Here is a 17,405-nt window from a genome sequence, read left to right on the forward strand (position 1 = left end):
GTAGGAAACGTCTGCGCGGAGGCCCCGAATCGGGCACCATTCGTACGCCCGCAGGGGCACCTCCCAGACGGAGTCTGGGGGAGGCGCCCCCTCACAACCCTCATCGCTCAGCAGGGAGATGCACCATGCGTATCCGACTCCGGAGATGGGCGGCGGCCTGTGTGCCCCTGACTCTGTTCGCGGCGACAGCCTGCGCAGGTGCGGAGGGTTCCGACGCGGCGGCACGAGTGGACGGGGCAGAGGTCTCCGCCACCAACGACGCGTCCGGGGAGTCGGCGAGCCGGGGCTCCGGCGAGGTCCCCTCGCGGGACTCCGGCCCGCGCGGGGAGGCGGAGGTCGGCGAGTCTGCCGGCCCGGGCGGCCAGGGGCCGGAGGACGGGCCCGTCGCCCCGGAGTGGCCGGAGAACGACGTGACGGGCCCGATACCTCAGGCAGGACCGCGCGCGAGCCGCGAGGGCCCCGTACTCCTGACCTACGACGCGGGCGCCGCGGACGGTTTCGGAGGAGCGGTCCGCGCGGCGGCCGGCTCATGGAACGACAGCGTCCCCGAGGTGAACCTCCGGCCCGCCGCCGCGGGCACCGAGGCGGACATCCGCATCGTCGTCTCGAAGGGCTGGCCTGGCGCCGCCCCCGAGGGGCCCCGTCTCGGCAAGGGCACCGTCACCATCGGCCGCAGGGCGCTGGCCCAGGGACACGATGCGATACGCGTCGTGTCCCACGAGTTCGGCCACATGCTCGGCCTCGAGGACAGCCAGCCCGGCCCGTGCTCCAGCCTGATGTCGGGCAAGTCGGCGGGGCCGGCCTGCACCAACTCGGTTCCGGACGCCGACGAGATCCGCGAGGTGCGCCGCAACTTCAGCTCCACGGCCACCGTCGGCTGAGGGGCGTGACCGCGGCCGGCTCTCGTCGGGTCCGCGGCTACGGACTCCAGACCATCGCCTGCTGGTGGACCCGCCGCCCCTCTTGGCGGATGCCGGGAACCAGCGGCGTGGCACCGTACTTGGTGAAACCCATGCGTTCGAAGAACCGCACCGCCCGGGTGTTCTCCGCCAGGGTCAGCAGGTGACACCCGGGTGAGCCGCCGGCCCGCAGCCGCCGGAACCACGCGTTCATCAACCCGTCCGAAGCGCCCGTCCCACGCGCCTCCGGTGCGACGTTGATGTGAAGATGCGCCGGCCAGCGCTCGTCACTGAAGTCCGACGCGGTCGGCTCACCCCGGAGGGCGGCCCGGCCCAGGTCGAGGACGCTGCGGGCCAAGAACGCCGCCGGCCGCGGCCGAAGGGCGAGCCGGTGCTTCTTGATGGCCCTCGCGATGCGCTCGCTCTCGCTGGGGAACCGCGAGGGGTCCAGGCTCCCCGCCAGATAGCCGGCCAGCGCTCCGTCCACCACGGCGACGAACAGCGATTCCGGTTCCAGGTCCATGTACGCGCGCAGGTAGATCTCCGCTTCCGACTCCTCGTGACCCCACAGCGAAGCCGTCGCCGCGCCCGCCCCGGTCTTGCGGAACAGCTGCCGCAGTTCGGTGCGGTCGGCCTGCGCGAACAGGCGGATCTCCGTCTCCGTCACTTCGGACGCACCCCCGTCGCCCTCCTGTCGTCACCCGTGGCTCCCAGGATGCCCCGGCCGCCCGGGAGGCGCACAGTCCACCGCACTCGTCGGCGGGGGCTTCTCCTCGGTCCCGGAAGGGCGTACTGTGACAAGCGAGATTGGACGTACGACCAAGTCGTTCGGCCAATGCGTACGCCCAAGTCGTACGTCCAAAACATGCCCGCACTGCCTGTTCCGTGCTGTACGGGCCCGTACAGGCAGGCCCTGAGGACCGAGTTGGAGCGAGATTTGACACCGACATCCGCGGAACGCGGCCACGAGACCCGGCAGCGGCTGCTCGACGCGGCGGCACAGCTGATCGTCGAGGACGGCTGGGGCGCGGTGACCACGCGGCGGGTGGCGGACCGCGCGGGACTGCGGCCGGGGCTGGTGCACTACCACTTCTCCACCGTGACCGATCTGCTGATCGAAGCCGCAATGGCCTCGGCGAGGCGCGAGATGGCGCAGGCGACCGAGGCGATCCTTCGAGCTGACGATCCGGCGCAGGGCGTGGCCCAGGTGCTGGAGGCGGTGGCGGAGTACTCCGCGACGGATCCGGCGACGGTGCTGTTCAGCGAGATGCTGCTGGCATCGACACGGCTGGAGCGGCTGCGCACGCAGCTGGCGGAGCTGCTGGCCGAGTGGCGCACGAGTGTCGCCGAGTGGCTGCGCGCCTCCGACACCACGGCGCAAGAAGGCAGTTCGGGCACGGCGGCGGGGCGCTCCGACGACGACGCGGAGGCCACCGCGCTGCTGCTGGGCGCCGTGATCGACGGACTCGTGCTGCACCGGCTCATCGACCCGTCCGTCGCGCGGATCCCCGTGTCGGGGCCGCTGGCACGCCTGGCCGGGGTCGCACGCACGACCGGTTGAGGCAGTCGGCACCCACGGCGGCCGAGGTCCGTGGAACCGGCTGCCCCGGACTCGGAGCCGTCCGGGAACGCGGCGGCCGGCCCGGCACGGAGACAACGCCCGGAAGCATCGGCAGGCCGGGCCCGGCAAGAGGGAGGAATCAGTGGCACACACCGGCACAGCCCGCACGGGAACCGGAGTCACGCTCCGGGGCGGGGCGCGGCTGCGAGGCCTGTCGAAGACGTACGGGACGGGGGACGCGGCCGTCGCCGCGCTCGACGGAGTCGATCTGGACCTGGACGCGGGCGAGTTGGTGGTGGTGCTCGGGCCCAGCGGCTCGGGCAAGACGACGCTGCTGAACGTGCTCGGCGGCATCGAACCCGCCGATGCCGGCTCGGCGAAGGTCGCCGGAGTCGACCTGACAGGACGACGCCCGCGCGAACTGGCCGCGTTCCGCAGGGATCACATCGGGTTCGTCTTCCAGTTCTTCAATCTCGTGCCCACCCTCACGGCCCGGGAGAACGTCGAGGTGATGGTCGAGCTGACGGGGCGGGGCGAGCGGCGCGAGGTGGCCGGGCTGCTGGAGTCCGTCGGCCTCGGGGACAGGCTGGACAACTTTCCCGCGCAGCTCTCCGGTGGGCAGCAGCAGCGTGTGGCGCTCGCCCGTGCCCTCGCCACCGACCCGGATCTCCTGCTCGCGGACGAGCCCACGGGCGCCCTCGACGTTGCGACGGGCAAGTCCGTGCTGAGACTGCTCCAGCGCACCAACCGCGAGGGCCGGGGCGTGCTCATGGTGACGCACAACGCCGCCGTGGCGCGGATGGCCCACCGGGTGGTGACCATGCGCGACGGACGTGTGGAGTCGGTCGAGCGCAACTCCGACCCGGCCGACGTCGCCGACGTGGACTGGTGAGCGGCATGAACCGGATTCTGCTCGCCAAGACCCGGCGTGATCTGCGGCGCCGCCTCCCGCAGTTCGTGGCGGTCGGGGTGACCGTGATGGTCGGCGTGCTCCTGTTCGTCGCCAGCTACGACGCCTACCGCAACCTGGGCTCCAGCTACGAACACACCTATTCGCAGATGCGGTTCGCCGATCTGACGGCCTCCGGCGGTGACGCCGCGAAGGCCGCCTCGGCGGCCCGGGCCGCGGACGGCGTCGAAGCGGTGGCCACCCGCACCCAGGGCCGGCTGCCGGTGAAGCTCGGCGGCGACGAACTCCTCGGCAGGGTCACGGGATTGCCCACCGGGAAGCAGCCGCAGGTCAACAAGGTCGACGTCGTATCGGGCCACTACCCGCGAAGCGGCGACCGCGACGGCGTACTCGTCGAACGGCACACCGCGAAGACCTTCGGCCTCTCCCCCGGCGACAGCACCAGGGTCCACGACGGCTCACGCTGGCGGACGCTGACCGTGCGCGGTGTGGCCGACTCGCCCGAGTATCTGTGGCCGGCGCTCACGCGGCAGGAAGTCCTCAGCGACCCGCACAACTTCGCCGTGCTCTTCGCGCCCGAGGCGACCGTTCGGAGACTCACGCACGAGGCGGCCACCGCGCAGACCCTCGTACGGCTGAGCGACGACGCCCGCGGGGACGGCACCGCCGCACGCGTCGCCGACCGCCTGCGCGCCGCGGGAGCCACGGAGGTCCAGCCGCGCGCGGAGCAGCCGTCCGACGCCACTCTGAACGAGGATCTGAAGGGCTTCTCACAACTCTCCGTCGCCTTCCCCGTGCTGTTCCTGTCGGCGGCGGCGGTGGCCGCGTACGTCCTGATCACGCGCCTGGTGCTGGCGGAGCGCAAGGTGATCGCCACCTTCCTGGCCGCCGGAGCCCAGCGCGGCACGGTCGCACGGCACTACCTCGGTCACGGCGTGCTCGCCGGTGCGGGCGGTGCGGTACTGGGCGTGGCCCTGGGCGCGGTGGCGACGACGGCGATGACCCACGCGTACACCGCCGAGCTCGGCATCCCGTACACGCTCGTCGAACGTCGCCCCGCGGTCATGCTGACGGGGCTGCTCTTCGGTGTCCTGGTGGGGCTGGTGGGCGGTGCCGCACCGGCGTGGGCGACGACGCGCACCGCACCGGCCGAGTCCATGCGGGGCGACGGCGGCACCCTGCGCCCGCCGGGCCGCTGGAGCGCGGTTCTGGTACGGGCCCGGCGCCTCCCGCTGATCCTGCGGCTGGCTCTGCGCGAACTGGCACGCAGCCGGCGCCGCACGCTGGCCACGATGCTCGGCAGTGTGCTGGCGCTGGTGCTGGTGCTCTCCTCGGCCGGGATGGCGACGAGCATGAAGGCCGCGCTGGACGTGCAGTTCGAGACGGTGCAGCGGGAGGACGCCACCGTCACCGCCGACGCCCGGGCGCCCGGTACCAGGAAGGCCCTGAGCGCCGTCCACGGGGTGAGCGCCGTGGAGCCGGTGACGACGGCACAGGTCACAGCCGCCGCCAACGGCGAGTCCTACAGCACATCGCTCACCGGTTACCGGCCGGAGACCACGATGCACGGGTTCCGCATGCCCGGCGGAGGGGAGCGCCGGCTGCCGGCCGACGGCGGCGTACTGGCGGGCAAGGCACTCGCCGCCCGCCTGCACATCGCCCCCGGCGACCGCTTCACCCTGCGTACCTCGGGCAGCGCGGGAGCCCAGGAGAGGCAGGTGCGGCTGGCCGGGCTGGTCGACGAGCCGATGGGTTCGGCGCTGTACGGCACACGGGAGACCGTCGAGGCGGCGACAGGCGCCGGACCCGGCGGTTATGCGCTGAAGTTCGCCTCCGGACCGGCGGCGCCCTCGCACGACCGCATACGCGAGGACGTCACGGCCCTCGAAGGCGTCGTCGCCTACACCGACTCACGGGCCGTCGAGCGGCAGGTCGACCGCTACATGACGCTGTTCCGCGTGTTCGTCGGGGTGATGCTGCTGCTCGGCGGGGTGCTGGCACTGACCGTCGTCTACGTGACGATGACGGTCAACATCGCCGAGCGCACGGGCGAGTTGGCCACTCTGCGCGCTGCCGGAGTGCCGTTGCGCCGCATCGCGGGGCTGCTGGCGGCGGAGAATCTCACTGCGACGGCGCTCGCTCTCCCGATAGGGCTCGCGGCGGGCCTCGCCGCGGCGCGGGCGTCTCTCGGCTCCTTCTCGAGTGACTTGTTCTCCGTCCGGCTCGAGGTCGGCTGGCCAGTCACCGTGGGGGCGGCGGTCGCCGTGCTGGGCGCTTCGCTGCTCTCCCAGGTCCCCGCGCTGCGTGCGGTGCGGCGGCTGGACATCGCACGCGTCGTGCGGGAGCGCGCCAACTGAGGGCCGGCGCGGGGCTGTCGGTGACGAGGGGCCGCGGGTGGACGGGAGGATGGGCCGTCAGGGTGTGACCCTTCTCTCCGCACATGGCCCCGAAAGCCCGGTTGTCCGGTTCACACCTCTCCGCATGACCTGCGGCGATAGTGACTCCTGGCGGCTTCCTTGCTCTACGTGATCACTCGTGTCGGTTTTTGCCCACCCGGGGCAGTGTGCTTACGGTCGCCACCGCTCGACACGTTCGCCGCAGAACATGTGGCGAACTCCGCGATCGTTAGGAAACATTCACCATGCTGTTTTCCGGTAACGGCCGTAACCGCGGGCCCGTGAAGGCCACCCGTCTCGCCGTGCTCAGCGGCGTCGCGGGTGCCGCCGTCGCCCTTCCGATGGTGACTGCGCCCAGCGCTCAGGCAGCCTCCGTCCGTACGTGGGACAAGGTCGCCGAGTGCGAGTCCAGCGGCAACTGGCAGGCCAACACCGGCAACGGTCACTACGGCGGTCTGCAGTTCTCCAACTCCAGCTGGAAGGCGGCCGGCGGCACGAAGTACGCGCCGCGCGCCGACCAGGCCACCAAGGCGCAGCAGATCGCCACCGCCGAGAAGCTGCTGGACCGTCAGGGGCCCGGGGCCTGGGCCTGCGCCGGCGAGGCAGGGCTGACCGCGGACGGCGCCCCGGCCAAGGTCGGCAAGGGCGGCTCCGGCGGCAAGGGTTCGCAGGGCAGCGAGTCGCAGCGCCCGGCCAAGGGCAAGACGCAGGCAGGGGGCAAGGGCAGCTACACCGTGAAGGCCGGTGACACGCTCTCCTCCATCGCCGCCGCGCACGGCGTCAGCTGGAAGAAGCTGCACGAGAACAACAAGTCCGTCGTCAACGACGTCGACGTGATCATGCCGGGCCAGAAGCTCAAGGTCGGCTGAGTCAGCCGCCACCTGCCCCGGCAGCCGCAGCCCGCGCCCTTCCCCCCGAGGGCGCGGGCTGCGGTGTGCTCTTCCCCCCGCCGACGGGCGCCTGCGGGCGGTTCCCCTGCCGGCGGTTCCCGGCGGGCCGCTCGGCCGAGTCCGTCCATGTGCCGACATCCGGCAGTCAGGACGGCGCCCGGCGGACTCCCCGAAACGCATCGAGCCGATGCCCTCACCCCCGTCGAGGGCATCGACTCGTGCTTGCACGCCTTGCGGCGCACGCTCATCGTGACACCGGAGGCCGCTGACACACATTGCCAGAACCCGGCAATCATTACGCGCTTTTGACGTCCTGTGAGCAACCAGGTCACCCTCGCGCCCCACGCGCCGGACCACGTCATCACGAGGGTCTGACAGTCCACGTGCCGAAACCGCCCGCGGGACCTCTTCGCCGCGGCCCGACCGCCTCAGAGGTCCTTGTCCGGCCAGCCCAGCAGCCGGGCGCCCATGACAGCCGCCTCCAGCGTGAACCGCTGCAAGGGATCGCCCGGCGAGTAACCGGTGAGGGTGCGGATGCGTTCCAGACGGTACGACAGGGTGCGCACGCTCAGGCCGAGCCGCCGGGCCGCCTCCGCGTTGACGTAGCCGGCCGCGGCACACTCCATCAGGGTCTCCAGCAGCGGCCGCGCCCCGCCGCGTGCGTTCGTCAGCGGCCCCAGCACGGTGCGGACGAGATCCGCCATGGCCCCGCGGTCACGCAGCAGCACCGGGAAGACCAGCAGTTCCGAGGCGTTCAACCGCACGCCTTCCAGGCCCAGTCGCTCGGCGAGCTCCAGTGCGCCCAGCGCCTCCTCGTAGCTGCTCACCACTCCCCGCGCGCCCGAGTGCTCACGCCCGACGGCGATGCGCCGCGCCGCAGGACAGCCCGTGCCCGGCTTCTCCGCCAGGCGCACGAAGTGATCCAGCACGTCGCGGTCGCCGCTCGCGGCGATGCAGACCAGCCGCCCCTCCTTCGTTGACAGCAGCACGTCCCGCGGTCCGAACCGCCCGATCAGCTCCCGCTCGATGTGCCGCACCGTGCGGTGCACGTCGTCGTACTTCTCCGGGCCCACCGCCACGGCGACCGTGTGCAGCCCCGCCAGGCGCAGCCCGAAGCGCTGGGCACGCTCCGCGAGCCGGCCCATGTCGCTGCGTCCGTAGAGCAGGTCGTCGACGAACTCGCGCCGCTCGCCCTCCTCCTGGCGCACAGCGAGCCGCTGCGCACGCTCGTGCCCCTCCCCCAGCGCCGACACGGCGACCTCGACGGCGGCCAGCAGGGCGTCACCGGTGCGGGCACGCTCGCTCGCGATCGCTGCGCGGGCGACTCCCGGCAAGGTGCCCCACAGTTCCCGTGTCCGCCCCAGGTAGAGGCCGACCAGGTCGCGCAGCGCCCACCCGTCCTCGGCCGCGCGTTCGCCCAGGGCGCGGAAGGAGTCCAGCTCGTGCCGGCGCGGCCGGCGGCCGGTCTCCGACACTTCGGCCAGCAGCTGCGGGTAGCAGCCGAGGAAGTCGCCGGTGCCGTCGTCCTCGTCGCCGGCCTGCGGTCTGTTCTCGTCCACAGCTCCGCTCTCCCCCTCGCTCCTCGTGGCACGCTCCCGCCCCGCGGGCACAGCGTATGGGAGTGGAGGCCCGGGGCACGGGGTGGTCCCGCCATCCCGTCCCGTCAGCCCTCCGCCGGCGGCCCCGCGCCGGCAGCCGGGGCAGGGCCTTCCGTGCCGCGTCCGGCGGGGCCCGCGGCGGTCCGGCTCATGCGGGTGCGGGGGCCTCCGCCCGCTCGTGGAGCAGCAGGACGACGCCGTTGCCGAACGTCCTCGTCCCGGTCAGGCGCAGCGGCGTTCTGCCGCCCGCCGGGGGGAACAGCGGCCTGCCCGCGCCGAGCAGGACGGGGTGGACGAAGGTGCGGTACTCGTCGACGAGGTCGTGCTGCCGGAAGGCTGCGGCAAGCTCGGCGCCGCCGACGAACATGTCACCGCCCGGCTGCGCCTTGAGCTCCCGGATCTCCTCGGGGTCCACCTCCCGCCTGACGGTGGCGTTCCCGCCGGCCCGCTCCAGGGTTCTGGAGAAGACGACCTTGGGGGTGTCGCGCCAGATCCCGGCGAACTCCAGCATCGGGCCTGTAATTGCCGGGTCGGACTCCGCGGTCGGCCAGACCGACTCCATGAGCTCGTAGTCGACGCGACCGAGCAGGAAGACGCTCACGTCCTCGAACTGCTGGTTGATGTACTCGTGCAGTTCGTCGTCGACCATGTGCCAGTCGATCGTGTGGTCCGGCCCCTCGAAGTAGCCGTCCAGCGAGACCGACATGGACAGGATGATCCTTCTCATGGGCCTGAACTCCTCCTGGTCGTCCGGGGTCAGCTCTTGTGGGGGAACGAGTGGTGCTCGTGCGAGACGGTCCAGCCTCCGTCCTCCTTGCGGAGGCCGACCGTCAGACGCAGGCGGCTGTCCGGGTCGGCCCGCAGTCCCTCTGCGGTGCCGCAGCGCAGCAGGGCGTGCGCGAAGGCCACGTCGGCGCCCGCCGTGACGTCCAGCGAGACGATCTCGAAGCAGGCGCCCTGGCGCTGCCAGTCGAAGAACGGCGGCCACGTCTCGCGGTAGCGCTCGATGCCGCGCACACCGTCGTCGGGCGGCGGCACGTCGAACATCACGATGTCGTCGGCGTGACCGTCCAGCACGGCGTCCATGTCGCCCTCGTGCACCGCTTTCGCCCAGCGTCCGATCAGCTCGCGGATCTGCGTCTCGTCGTCGGCCACACCGGCTCCCCTCGTGTCCCTCGCGTACGAATGCCGCGTTTCGCGTACCGGTGCTGACCCGGGTGGCGCCCGTAACTCATCGGCACGCCCCCGCTCCGCCACAGCGGTGGCGTGCTCGCGCGGCTGCGGCGTGGCCGCCCGGCCGCCCCTGGCCACGGCAAGAGGGTGGGCGCTGTGGATTCCGGTGCGAACGGCGGGCTCGTTGTGCGGCTGCCGTTGGAGCTCGTGCGGCCGAAGCCGGCGGAGGCCGTCCCCGACGGGCCGGGCTGGCAGCACTCCATCAAGCTCGACGGCTGGCGCGTGGCCCTCGCTGTCACCGCCGAGGGCGTACGGATCCACTCGCGCAGCAAACGTGAGGTGACCCGCCAGTTCCCCGAACTCGTCGATGCGGGCGCGCGGTTGGGGACCGGAACCGTCATCGACGGCGAGGTGGTGGTCTGGAACGAGCAGCAGCGCGCCTTCGACTTCGAGGCCCTCCAGTCGCGGGGCCTGGCGAGACGGCCCGCTTCCTCCGCGCCCGGTGCGGTCCTCGTCGCCTTCGACCTGCTCGCCGCGCCGCACACGGATCTTCGCACCGAGCCTCTGCGTACGCGCTGGGAGCGGCTGCGCGACGTCGTCGGCGAGGCGGGCCCCGAGATCCAGCTGATCCTCGCCACGGACGACGCCGACGAGGCCCGCGCCTGGATGGGCGACATGAAAGCGCAGGGCGTCGAGGGGGTCGTCTCCAAACGCTGGGACTCCGCCTACCGCCCCGGAGATCCACGGTCCGCATGGCGGAAGGTGAGGTCGGCGGACACGGTCGACGCACAACTCATCGGCATCACGGGCCCGGAGCGGCGCCCTTGGGGGGCCGTCGTCGAACTGCCCGGCGGGCGCCGGGCGGTGACCACGCCGCGACTGGCCCCGGTGACCGCGGCACAGCTGGGGCGGGCCGTCGCCGGCCGGCTCGGCGCGGCGGTCGCGGACACCGAACTGGACGTGCGCTGGCGGCCGTTGACCGAACCGCTCACGGCGGAGGTGCGCGTGCGCACGGGCCGGGTCCCGCTGGTGCGGTACGTGCGGCTGCGTCCGGACGTCTGAGGGGTGGGGGCCGGCCGCCCCGTCCGGCCGCGGGCTGCGAACCGCGCGGTCAAAGGTCCGCTCACTTCGGCTTCGGGGTCACCGCGTCGGCGAGGTCCTCCAGGGCGTCGGCGAGCAGGTCCGCGCTGCGCAGGGCCACCGACGGGGAAGGCCGGCCGGCCTCCCGCTCCCACCACCGCGACAGCGCGTCGTGCACGGGCCCGAAGTCCGGGAGTTCCCTCTCGCGGACGGCCTTCGCCGCCTCGGGCAGCGTGCTCTCCAGGGCGGAGGCGAACTCCCGTGCGCCCGGGTCGGGTTCGGCGTCCGGTCCGGGCAGGTGGGCCTCCAGCAGCATCGTGACGCGCCCCGTCGTGATCAGCGCGTCCTGCGCGTCGGCGGCGGAGCGCCGCGAGAGTCCGCCGCTGTGGCGTACGGGCTCGGCTCCCGCACGCGAGACCGTCTGTTCCCACTCCTGGCGTGCGGCCCGCGTGTCGAGCAGCGCTTCGCGGATCCTGCGGTCGGGATGTCCCGGCAGCGGCGTGCCCGTGGGACCCGAGGCGGTCACCTTCGGACGGGCGAAGCGGTCGAGCACCGCGACCGTGTAACTGCCCGTCGCCGTGAGCCAGTCGGCGAGCCGGTCCCGCAGCTTCGGTGTCTCCCACGCCGGGAAGACCGCGTAGCCGACCATGGCCGCCGCACCGCCCAGCGCCGTCAGCCAGATCCTCTCCAGCACGGTCTGCGACCACTGCGACCCGGCGATGCTCAGCAGGAAGACGACGTACGCGCCGATACACGCGGAGGTGATGGCGTAGCCGGTGCGCATCAGCAGATACATCAGGGCGATGCTCGCGACCGCCAGCGCGGCGCTGCCCCAGGGCGAGGGATGCGCCAGCGCCGTCACCGCGCCGGCGACGGCCACCCCGACAAGCGTCCCCGCGAGCCGCGCGAAGCCCCTCTCGTACGTACGGGAGAAGTCGGGCCGCATCACCATCACCACGGTCAGCGGCGCCCAGTAGCCGTGCTCGGGCGGCAGCGCCCTGCCCAGCAGATAGGTCGCGGCGACGGCGGAGGCGACGCGCACCCCGTGCCTGCACACCGGCGAGGACCAGCGCAGCTCGCGGCGCACCGTGCGCAGGGCGACCGGCACGAGTCCGGTCAGGGTCGGCCGGCTCAAGTGCCGTGGCACACGTGCCCGTTCGGGCGTCGCCTCGGGGTCGGCGTAGACGTCCTCGTCCTCGGAGCGGTCCGCCCGTGCCGGCATCCGCCACGTCGCGCGCGGAATCAGCGGCAGGGAGCGGGTGACCTCGACCGGTTCCTGTGCGGCGTCGACGGCTTCCTGCGTGAGGGCTATGAGACGCATGGCGGCCTTGCGTGCCGGTCCGTGCAACACCGGTCCCGCCTCGGGGACTTGGAGCACGTCGAGCGCGTCCTGAGGGATGCGCACGCGTTCGCCGCGGCGGATCGCGCGGGCCGTGGCGTCCAGCACGGTCGCGGCGGCCGACAGCAACTCCCGTACGCGCTCCCGCTCCTGCCCCACCATGGGCGCCCCCACCTCGGGGTCGGCGAGGGAGGCGAGCACCGGCCTGAACCGCTCGGCAAGCCCCCGGTATCCGCCCAGCTGCCGCGGCCGGCGGCGTGCCTGGCGCGGCGTGACCGCGGCGGCGCTGCGGGCCGTCATCAGGGGCTTGGGATCGAAGGGGGCGCTGGGGTCGTGGCGCAGGCGGCGGGCGTAGTCGGCGACGGCGGCCAGCGCGTCGGCGAGCGCGTCACGCCGCTCGCCCCAACGCCGTACGGGGAGCAGCACGATCAGGGCGGCCTGCACACACCCGCCGGCCGCGATGAGCGCCGCGTGCGTGAGCGCGCCGAGGAGCGTCGTGGGCAGGGTGACGGTGACGAGCATGACGGCGACGGTCGAGGCGGCCACCACTCCGGCGGTGGGCCCCACTCCCCACGCCATGCCGGACAGGAACGCCCAGACGGCGAGCAGCAGTACGAACGCCAGTGGCTCACCCGCCGCGAGGAAGCCGACGAAGGTCGACAGGGCCAGGCCCGCCGCCGCCGACAGCGCCAGCACGGGACGCGGCCGCCAGCTGCGCTGGAACGTGGCCACGCCGGAGGAGAACGCGCCGAACGCGGAGGAGACGGCGAGTTCGGGCGAGCCGGCCCACAGCGTGAGCCCGATGACGATCGCGACGCCGAGCGCCCCCCGGAGAGCCACGAGCGGATGGAGCGCCGTCGGCTCCACCGAGAGTCCGGACCTCGCCGTCCCACCTATCGCTCGGAGCCAGGGCAGGACCTTCATGCCGTCGAGCTTACGGGGACGCTTCCGGACCGACGCCCGAGGTCACGGGTGTGCGCAGCACCACGCGGCAGCACCGCACCGCCGGAGGCGATGAATTCCACCCGGCGGACCGGTCCGACTCGGATACACGCACACGCGCACGCATGCCCGCGTGCGCGCGCCCCCGGGGAGGATCATGACCAGCAACGCGTCACAGCACGAATCCGGAGCAGGGCCAGCCGGGCCGGAGCTCGTCACGGTGGGCGGGAGCGTGACCGCCGTCGTCCGCGGCGTGGTGCCGCTCGCCGGGCTGCGGGACTTCTTCGACGCCTCGTTCCGGACACTGGGCGAGACCCTCGCACGTCAGCAAGTCGCCGTGACGGGACCGGCGTTCGGCTTCTACCGCGAACCGCCGAAGGAGAGCGCCGACCTGGAGGTCGGCTTCGCGACGGACCGCCCGGTGCGGCCCGAGGGGGACGTCGTCGCCGGCTCGCTCCCCTCGACGCGGGTCGCCCGGCTCGTCCACCGCGGTCCGTTCGACGGGCTGGGCGCCTCGTGGCAGCGGCTCTACTCCTGGACGCGAGAGCAGGGACTGAAGCCCGGCCCGGGCCTGTGGGAGGTCTACCTCACCGAGCCCACACCGGAGATGGACCCGGGGGATCTGCGCACGGAACTCAACCTTCCCGTCGCGGAGTGACGGGAAGGCGACACGAGCCGGTTGGGCCGGGCCATCATGGACAGGTGAAGAACATCGGCATCCGTCCGGTACGGCCCGGCGAGCTGGAGGCCGTCGCCCTGCTCCGGTGGCGGTGGGCCGAGGAGACGGGACGGACGCCCGTCGCGTCCCGGGACGAGTTCGTCCGGCAGTTCGTGACGTGGGCGGTGCACAACGCCTCCTCGCACAGGTGCCTGGTCCTGGTCCGTGACGGGGAGGTCATCGGCATGGCATGGCTGGCTGTCACACAGCGCGTGCCGCATCCTGGCGCTCCCGTACGGGCGTCGGGGGACGTGCAGTGCGTGTACGTGTCGCCGGAGGAGCGTGCCGGCGGGCTGGGCGGCCGGCTCCTCGACGCGGTCCTGGAGCTGGCTCACGAATCCGGACTGGAGCGGGTGACGGTGCACTCCAGCGACCGCGCGGTGTCCGCGTACACCCGCGCGGGCTTCAGCCAGTCTCCCAACCTGCTCCAGTCCGCCCCGGGCCGGGAACGGACCTGAGGGCAGGCTCAGGCCGACGCCGCGTAGCGCAGAGTCCCGCACCCGCTCCGGTCAGGGCCGAAGAGCCGGCCCAGGTCCGCCGTGCCCGAACAACAGGGAAGTCCATGTGCGCGACGGCCCTCGGCGCGGAACGGCGACTATCGATCGGGCCGAACGGGACGGTGTCCCAGGGCCGGAGCGGGATCAATGGACAGCAACCTTATGGACGACTGTGCAAGCGGACCGATCGCCAGGGCGAAGAGGAGCGTCCCCATACCGACTGCACCGCCGAGCAGCCATCCGGTGGCGAGCACGGCCACCTCGATTCCGGTCCGGACGGATCGGACCGAATGCCCGCGAGCGGCGATTCCGGTCATCAGACCGTCACGCGGTCCCGGACCGAGGCCCGCTCCTATGCAGCAGCCCGTGCCTGCGGCGGTGGCCGCAACTGCCGCTATGAGATACCCGGAGCGGGTCACCACTCCGTCCGGATCCGGCAGGAGGTGAAGAAAGAGGTCGGCGAACGGCCCCAGCGCGACGGCGTTGGTGACGGTGCCGATTCCGGGTCTTTGGCGCAGCGGAATCCACAGGAGCAACGCAAGCACGGCAGTACCGGCCACGCATGTGCCGATCGTCAGACCGGTGCGGCGGGCAAGACCGTGGTGCAGCACGTCCCAAGGGGCGTTGCCCAGGCCCGAGTCGACCTGGAGTGCAATGCCGAGCCCGTACATGGCGCACCCGACGAACAGTTGACCGAGGCGCCGCAGGATGAAAGTCACTGGGCTCGATTCGCGTGAGGCAGTTGCACGATGACTCCCTCATGGGCGGCAAGCCGCAACGGATCCAGCACGATGGAGGTCTTCGGACCAGGCAGGGTGCTCAGCAGGCGCCGGCCCGCGGCGGGCAGCCCGGTCATCCGCACGGTGGCCGGAGTCGCTGCGAGGTTGAGCGCGATGAGCAGTCGCTCTTCGTGGGTTCGGCGTTGAAAGGCGAAGACCCCGTCGCTTCCGGATCTCACCGCCTCGTAGGTACCGCGGGTGAGGGGCCGGTGCCGACGGCGGATCGCCAGCAAGTCCCGGTAGAGGCTCAGCAGTGAACGTGGATCGCCGCGTTGGGCCGCCACGTTGACGCTTTCGGAGCCCGCGGAGGTGGGCAGCCATGGTCGGCCCACGGTGAACCCGCAGTGCTCCGAGTCGTCCCATTGCATGGGGCTGCGCTGGGAGTCGCGGCCGTCAGGGTCGGACTTCACGGTCGCGGGAATGAACGCGTCCGTCATTCCGATCTCTTCGCCGTAGTACAGAAATGGCGTGCCTCGCAGGGAAAGCAGCATCATCGCGGCCAACCGCATGCGTGCCGGGCCGTGTCCGCCGTGGTTGTAGCGGCTGGCCGCCCGCGGCAGGTCGTGGTTGGACAACGCATAGGTGGGCCAGGCATGGGATGGCGTTGTGGACTCCGCGACCGCGACCGTTTCCTGAAACCTGTCCGCGGACCAGGGCTGGGACCAGAACGCGAAGTTGAAAGCAAGGTGGAGTTCGTCGCCGTCTCCGGAATACGTCGCCAGTCGCAGTGGGTCGGTTATTCCGACTTCGCCGACCATCATCCGGTCGGGACAGGAGTCGAGAACACGTCGCAGACCACGCATCACTTCGTGTATCCCGGGATGGTCGAGATTGCGGGGCCGGGTGCCGGCGGGTACCTGCGCCGCCCGACGCAGACCTGCCAGTTCGGGGGGATTGTCACGAAGATCCGGGTCCTTCAGGATTCGATGTGGTACGTCGACACGGAACCCGTCCACACCGCGATTCAGCCAGAACCGCATCACTTCGGCGAATGCACTGCGAACCCGCGGGTTCCACCAGTTGAGGTCGGGCTGGTGGCGGGTGAAGGAGTGCAGATAGTACTGCCCGGTCTGCTCGTCCAACGTCCACGCAGAACCGGTCGCAGGAAAGCAGCTCAGCCAGTTGTTCGGCGGCCCCCCGTCAGCAGAGGGGTCTGCCCAGATGTACCAGTCCCGGCGCTTCGAATTACGACCCGATCGGGAGTCGAGAAACCAACTGTGCTGGTCGGAGGTGTGGTTGGGAACAAGGTCAGTGATGATCCGCAGGCCCCGGCGGTGTGCGGCGGCGAGAAGTTCGTCGAAGTCGGCGAGAGTTCCGAACACCGGATCAACAGCGCAGTGATCGCTGATGTCATATCCGAAGTCGACTCCCGGCGAGGGGTAGAACGGCGAAAGCCAGAGGGCGTCCACGCCCAGTCCCCTGGTTGCGTCGCTGAAGTGATCCAGATTCGCGGTGATCCCCGGCAGATCACCCACTCCGTCTCCGTCGGAGTCGGCAAAGCTGCGGGGATAGATCTGATAGAAGACCGCGTCCTGCCACCAATTCCGGCTGTCCATTACTTCGCCTCCCGTTCTGGCCCTGTGGCCGGCCCGGTGCCGGCGCTCCTCGCAGTTGCGCCGGCCCCGCCGCAGACGCTAGGAGACGGGAACGATCGGAACCAGAGGAAACAACCTCTGCTTGTATCGGCATCTCCTATAGATTGCTCGTATGGAGCTTCGCCAGATGCGCTACTTCCTCGCCGTTGCCGAATGCCTGCACTTCAGCCGGGCCGCCCTCCTGCTCGGCGTCTCACAGGCCACCGTGAGTGAGCAGATACGCCGCCTGGAGGACGAGTTGGGCTTTCCTCTCCTGACTCGCACAAGCCGTCATGTCGGCCTCACATCAGCGGGTCACGCCTTCCAGCAGGGCTGCGAGCGTGCTCTGGAACAGCTCGACGACGCCGCACTGGCAGCCGCCGACGTCGCCGCCGGACGGCTCGGCCGCCTCAGGCTGGGAGCCGGGGGCGCCCCCCTCACCCGCATCGTCCCGGCGATCCTCCGCTCACTGCGCAGCCAGGCTCCCGGTTTGACGGTGACGGTTTCTCAACTCAGCATCGCCGCTCAACTGGCAGCACTGAGACACGGCGACATAGACGCCGGCTTTCTCCGCGCCGCAGAAGCAGGCGCAGACCTGCGAGTGGAACCGCTGATCTCCGAGAAACTCATTGTCGTGCTCCCCGCCGACCACCGGCTGGCTGAGGCCGAAGACGTACGCCTGGACCAACTCGCCGACGAAACACTGGTGATGTGGCCCCGCCGCGACGGGCACGGCTTCTACGACCAGATCATCAACCTCTGCGCCCAGCGAGGCCTCCAGCCGCACACCGTCCTCCAGGCACCGGACACGACCACTCAGGTCGCGCTCGTGGCCGCCGGCCAGGGGATCACGATCCAACCCAGCACCTTCAACACTCTTGGCGCAGACGTGTCGATGGTCCCGATCGCGCCGCCCACCCCGACGACGACTCTGCAAATCGCCTGGCGCGCATCCACCGACAGTCCCGGTCTCAGCCGCCTGGTGGAGACCGCACACCGAATCGCACGCGAGCAGTTCGACTCCTGAGCCTGCGATCGAGCCCCCGGTG

Annotated in this window: 16 protein-coding genes; 9 read left to right on the forward strand and 7 right to left on the reverse strand. The window is 71.5% G+C overall.

Annotation, left to right across the window (positions count from 1 at the left end; translation table 11 throughout):
- Positions 1-125 precede the first annotated feature (125 nt).
- On the forward strand, positions 126-881 hold the full coding sequence (locus EV375_RS08640) for a snapalysin family zinc-dependent metalloprotease (RefSeq protein WP_130298929.1): 756 nt from the start codon (positions 126-128) through the stop codon (positions 879-881).
- Between the two features lie 37 nt (positions 882-918).
- Here the strand turns inward: EV375_RS08640 and EV375_RS08645 are convergent, their stop codons facing one another.
- Positions 919-1,566: a GNAT family N-acetyltransferase gene (locus tag EV375_RS08645; protein WP_130298930.1), complete on the reverse strand. Its 648-nt coding sequence runs from the start codon at positions 1,564-1,566 to the stop codon at positions 919-921.
- A gap of 270 nt (positions 1,567-1,836) precedes the next feature.
- On the opposite strand from EV375_RS08645, the gene EV375_RS08650 reads away from it, so the two are divergent.
- The 4 genes from EV375_RS08650 (at position 1,837) to EV375_RS08665 (ending at position 6,635) form a co-directional block, all read left to right on the forward strand.
- Positions 1,837-2,460, forward strand: coding sequence for a TetR/AcrR family transcriptional regulator (locus EV375_RS08650; protein WP_207228026.1), 624 nt, complete (start codon positions 1,837-1,839; stop codon positions 2,458-2,460).
- 142 nt (positions 2,461-2,602) lie between these two features.
- Positions 2,603-3,352, forward strand: a complete 750-nt coding sequence (locus tag EV375_RS08655; RefSeq protein ID WP_130298932.1) for an ABC transporter ATP-binding protein — start codon at positions 2,603-2,605, stop codon at positions 3,350-3,352.
- A 5-nt stretch (positions 3,353-3,357) separates the two neighbouring features.
- Positions 3,358-5,727, forward strand: coding sequence for an ABC transporter permease (locus tag EV375_RS08660; protein WP_130298933.1), 2,370 nt, complete (start codon positions 3,358-3,360; stop codon positions 5,725-5,727).
- A gap of 284 nt (positions 5,728-6,011) precedes the next feature.
- The gene (locus tag EV375_RS08665; protein ID WP_130298934.1) at positions 6,012-6,635 is read left to right on the forward strand and encodes a LysM peptidoglycan-binding domain-containing protein; all 624 of its coding nucleotides are present in this window, start codon (positions 6,012-6,014) and stop codon (positions 6,633-6,635) included.
- Positions 6,636-7,084: 449 nt separating this feature from the next.
- Here EV375_RS08665 and EV375_RS08670 read toward each other — a convergent pair whose 3' ends face one another.
- From EV375_RS08670 to EV375_RS08680, 3 genes are all read right to left on the reverse strand, one after another.
- On the reverse strand, positions 7,085-8,215 hold the full coding sequence (locus EV375_RS08670; protein WP_130298935.1) for a helix-turn-helix domain-containing protein: 1,131 nt from the start codon (positions 8,213-8,215) through the stop codon (positions 7,085-7,087).
- Between the two features lie 187 nt (positions 8,216-8,402).
- The gene (locus tag EV375_RS08675; protein ID WP_130298936.1) at positions 8,403-8,981 is read right to left on the reverse strand and encodes a dihydrofolate reductase family protein; all 579 of its coding nucleotides are present in this window, start codon (positions 8,979-8,981) and stop codon (positions 8,403-8,405) included.
- Positions 8,982-9,010: 29 nt separating this feature from the next.
- Positions 9,011-9,409, reverse strand: coding sequence for an SgcJ/EcaC family oxidoreductase (locus EV375_RS08680; protein ID WP_130298937.1), 399 nt, complete (start codon positions 9,407-9,409; stop codon positions 9,011-9,013).
- A 174-nt stretch (positions 9,410-9,583) separates the two neighbouring features.
- On the opposite strand from EV375_RS08680, the gene EV375_RS08685 reads away from it, so the two are divergent.
- Entirely contained in the window at positions 9,584-10,489 is a 906-nt protein-coding gene (locus EV375_RS08685) for an ATP-dependent DNA ligase (protein ID WP_130298938.1), read from the forward strand.
- Positions 10,490-10,550: 61 nt separating this feature from the next.
- Here the strand turns inward: EV375_RS08685 and EV375_RS08690 are convergent, their stop codons facing one another.
- Positions 10,551-12,770 (reverse strand): FUSC family protein, encoded by a 2,220-nt coding sequence (locus EV375_RS08690; RefSeq protein WP_130298939.1) that lies wholly within the window; start codon positions 12,768-12,770, stop codon positions 10,551-10,553.
- 175 nt (positions 12,771-12,945) lie between these two features.
- Here EV375_RS08690 and EV375_RS08695 point away from each other — a divergent pair, with 175 nt between their 5' ends.
- Positions 12,946-13,446: a GyrI-like domain-containing protein gene (locus EV375_RS08695; protein ID WP_130298940.1), complete on the forward strand. Its 501-nt coding sequence runs from the start codon at positions 12,946-12,948 to the stop codon at positions 13,444-13,446.
- Positions 13,447-13,490: 44 nt separating this feature from the next.
- A complete protein-coding gene (locus EV375_RS08700) occupies positions 13,491-13,964 on the forward strand; it encodes a GNAT family N-acetyltransferase (RefSeq protein ID WP_130298941.1) in 474 nt (157 codons plus the stop codon).
- Positions 13,965-14,101: 137 nt separating this feature from the next.
- On the opposite strand, the gene yczE is transcribed toward EV375_RS08700, so the two are convergent.
- Both yczE and EV375_RS08710 read right to left on the reverse strand, forming a co-directional pair.
- On the reverse strand, positions 14,102-14,722 hold the full coding sequence (yczE, locus tag EV375_RS08705) for a membrane protein YczE (RefSeq protein ID WP_207228028.1): 621 nt from the start codon (positions 14,720-14,722) through the stop codon (positions 14,102-14,104).
- Entirely contained in the window at positions 14,719-16,338 is a 1,620-nt protein-coding gene (locus EV375_RS08710) for an alpha-amylase family glycosyl hydrolase (protein ID WP_130298942.1), read from the reverse strand. The genes yczE and EV375_RS08710 overlap by 4 nt, the downstream gene beginning before the upstream one ends.
- Before the next feature lie 151 nt (positions 16,339-16,489).
- Between EV375_RS08710 and EV375_RS08715 the strand changes: the two genes are divergently transcribed.
- The gene (locus EV375_RS08715) at positions 16,490-17,383 is read left to right on the forward strand and encodes a LysR family transcriptional regulator (protein ID WP_130298943.1); all 894 of its coding nucleotides are present in this window, start codon (positions 16,490-16,492) and stop codon (positions 17,381-17,383) included.
- Positions 17,384-17,405 lie beyond the last annotated feature (22 nt).

This window comes from Streptomyces sp. CNZ301 (assembly GCF_004217425.1).

Coding starts and splice junctions, on each gene's coding strand:
- EV375_RS08715 (WP_130298943.1), top strand. CDS start 16,490: ATGGAGCTTCGCCAGATGCGCTACTTCCTCGCCGTTGCCGAATGCCTG.
- EV375_RS08710 (WP_130298942.1), bottom strand. CDS start 16,338: ATGGACAGCCGGAATTGGTGGCAGGACGCGGTCTTCTATCAGATCTAT.
- EV375_RS08640 (WP_130298929.1), top strand. CDS start 126: ATGCGTATCCGACTCCGGAGATGGGCGGCGGCCTGTGTGCCCCTGACT.
- EV375_RS08690 (WP_130298939.1), bottom strand. CDS start 12,770: ATGAAGGTCCTGCCCTGGCTCCGAGCGATAGGTGGGACGGCGAGGTCC.
- EV375_RS08675 (WP_130298936.1), bottom strand. CDS start 8,981: ATGAGAAGGATCATCCTGTCCATGTCGGTCTCGCTGGACGGCTACTTC.
- EV375_RS08695 (WP_130298940.1), top strand. CDS start 12,946: ATGACCAGCAACGCGTCACAGCACGAATCCGGAGCAGGGCCAGCCGGG.
- EV375_RS08665 (WP_130298934.1), top strand. CDS start 6,012: ATGCTGTTTTCCGGTAACGGCCGTAACCGCGGGCCCGTGAAGGCCACC.
- EV375_RS08660 (WP_130298933.1), top strand. CDS start 3,358: ATGAACCGGATTCTGCTCGCCAAGACCCGGCGTGATCTGCGGCGCCGC.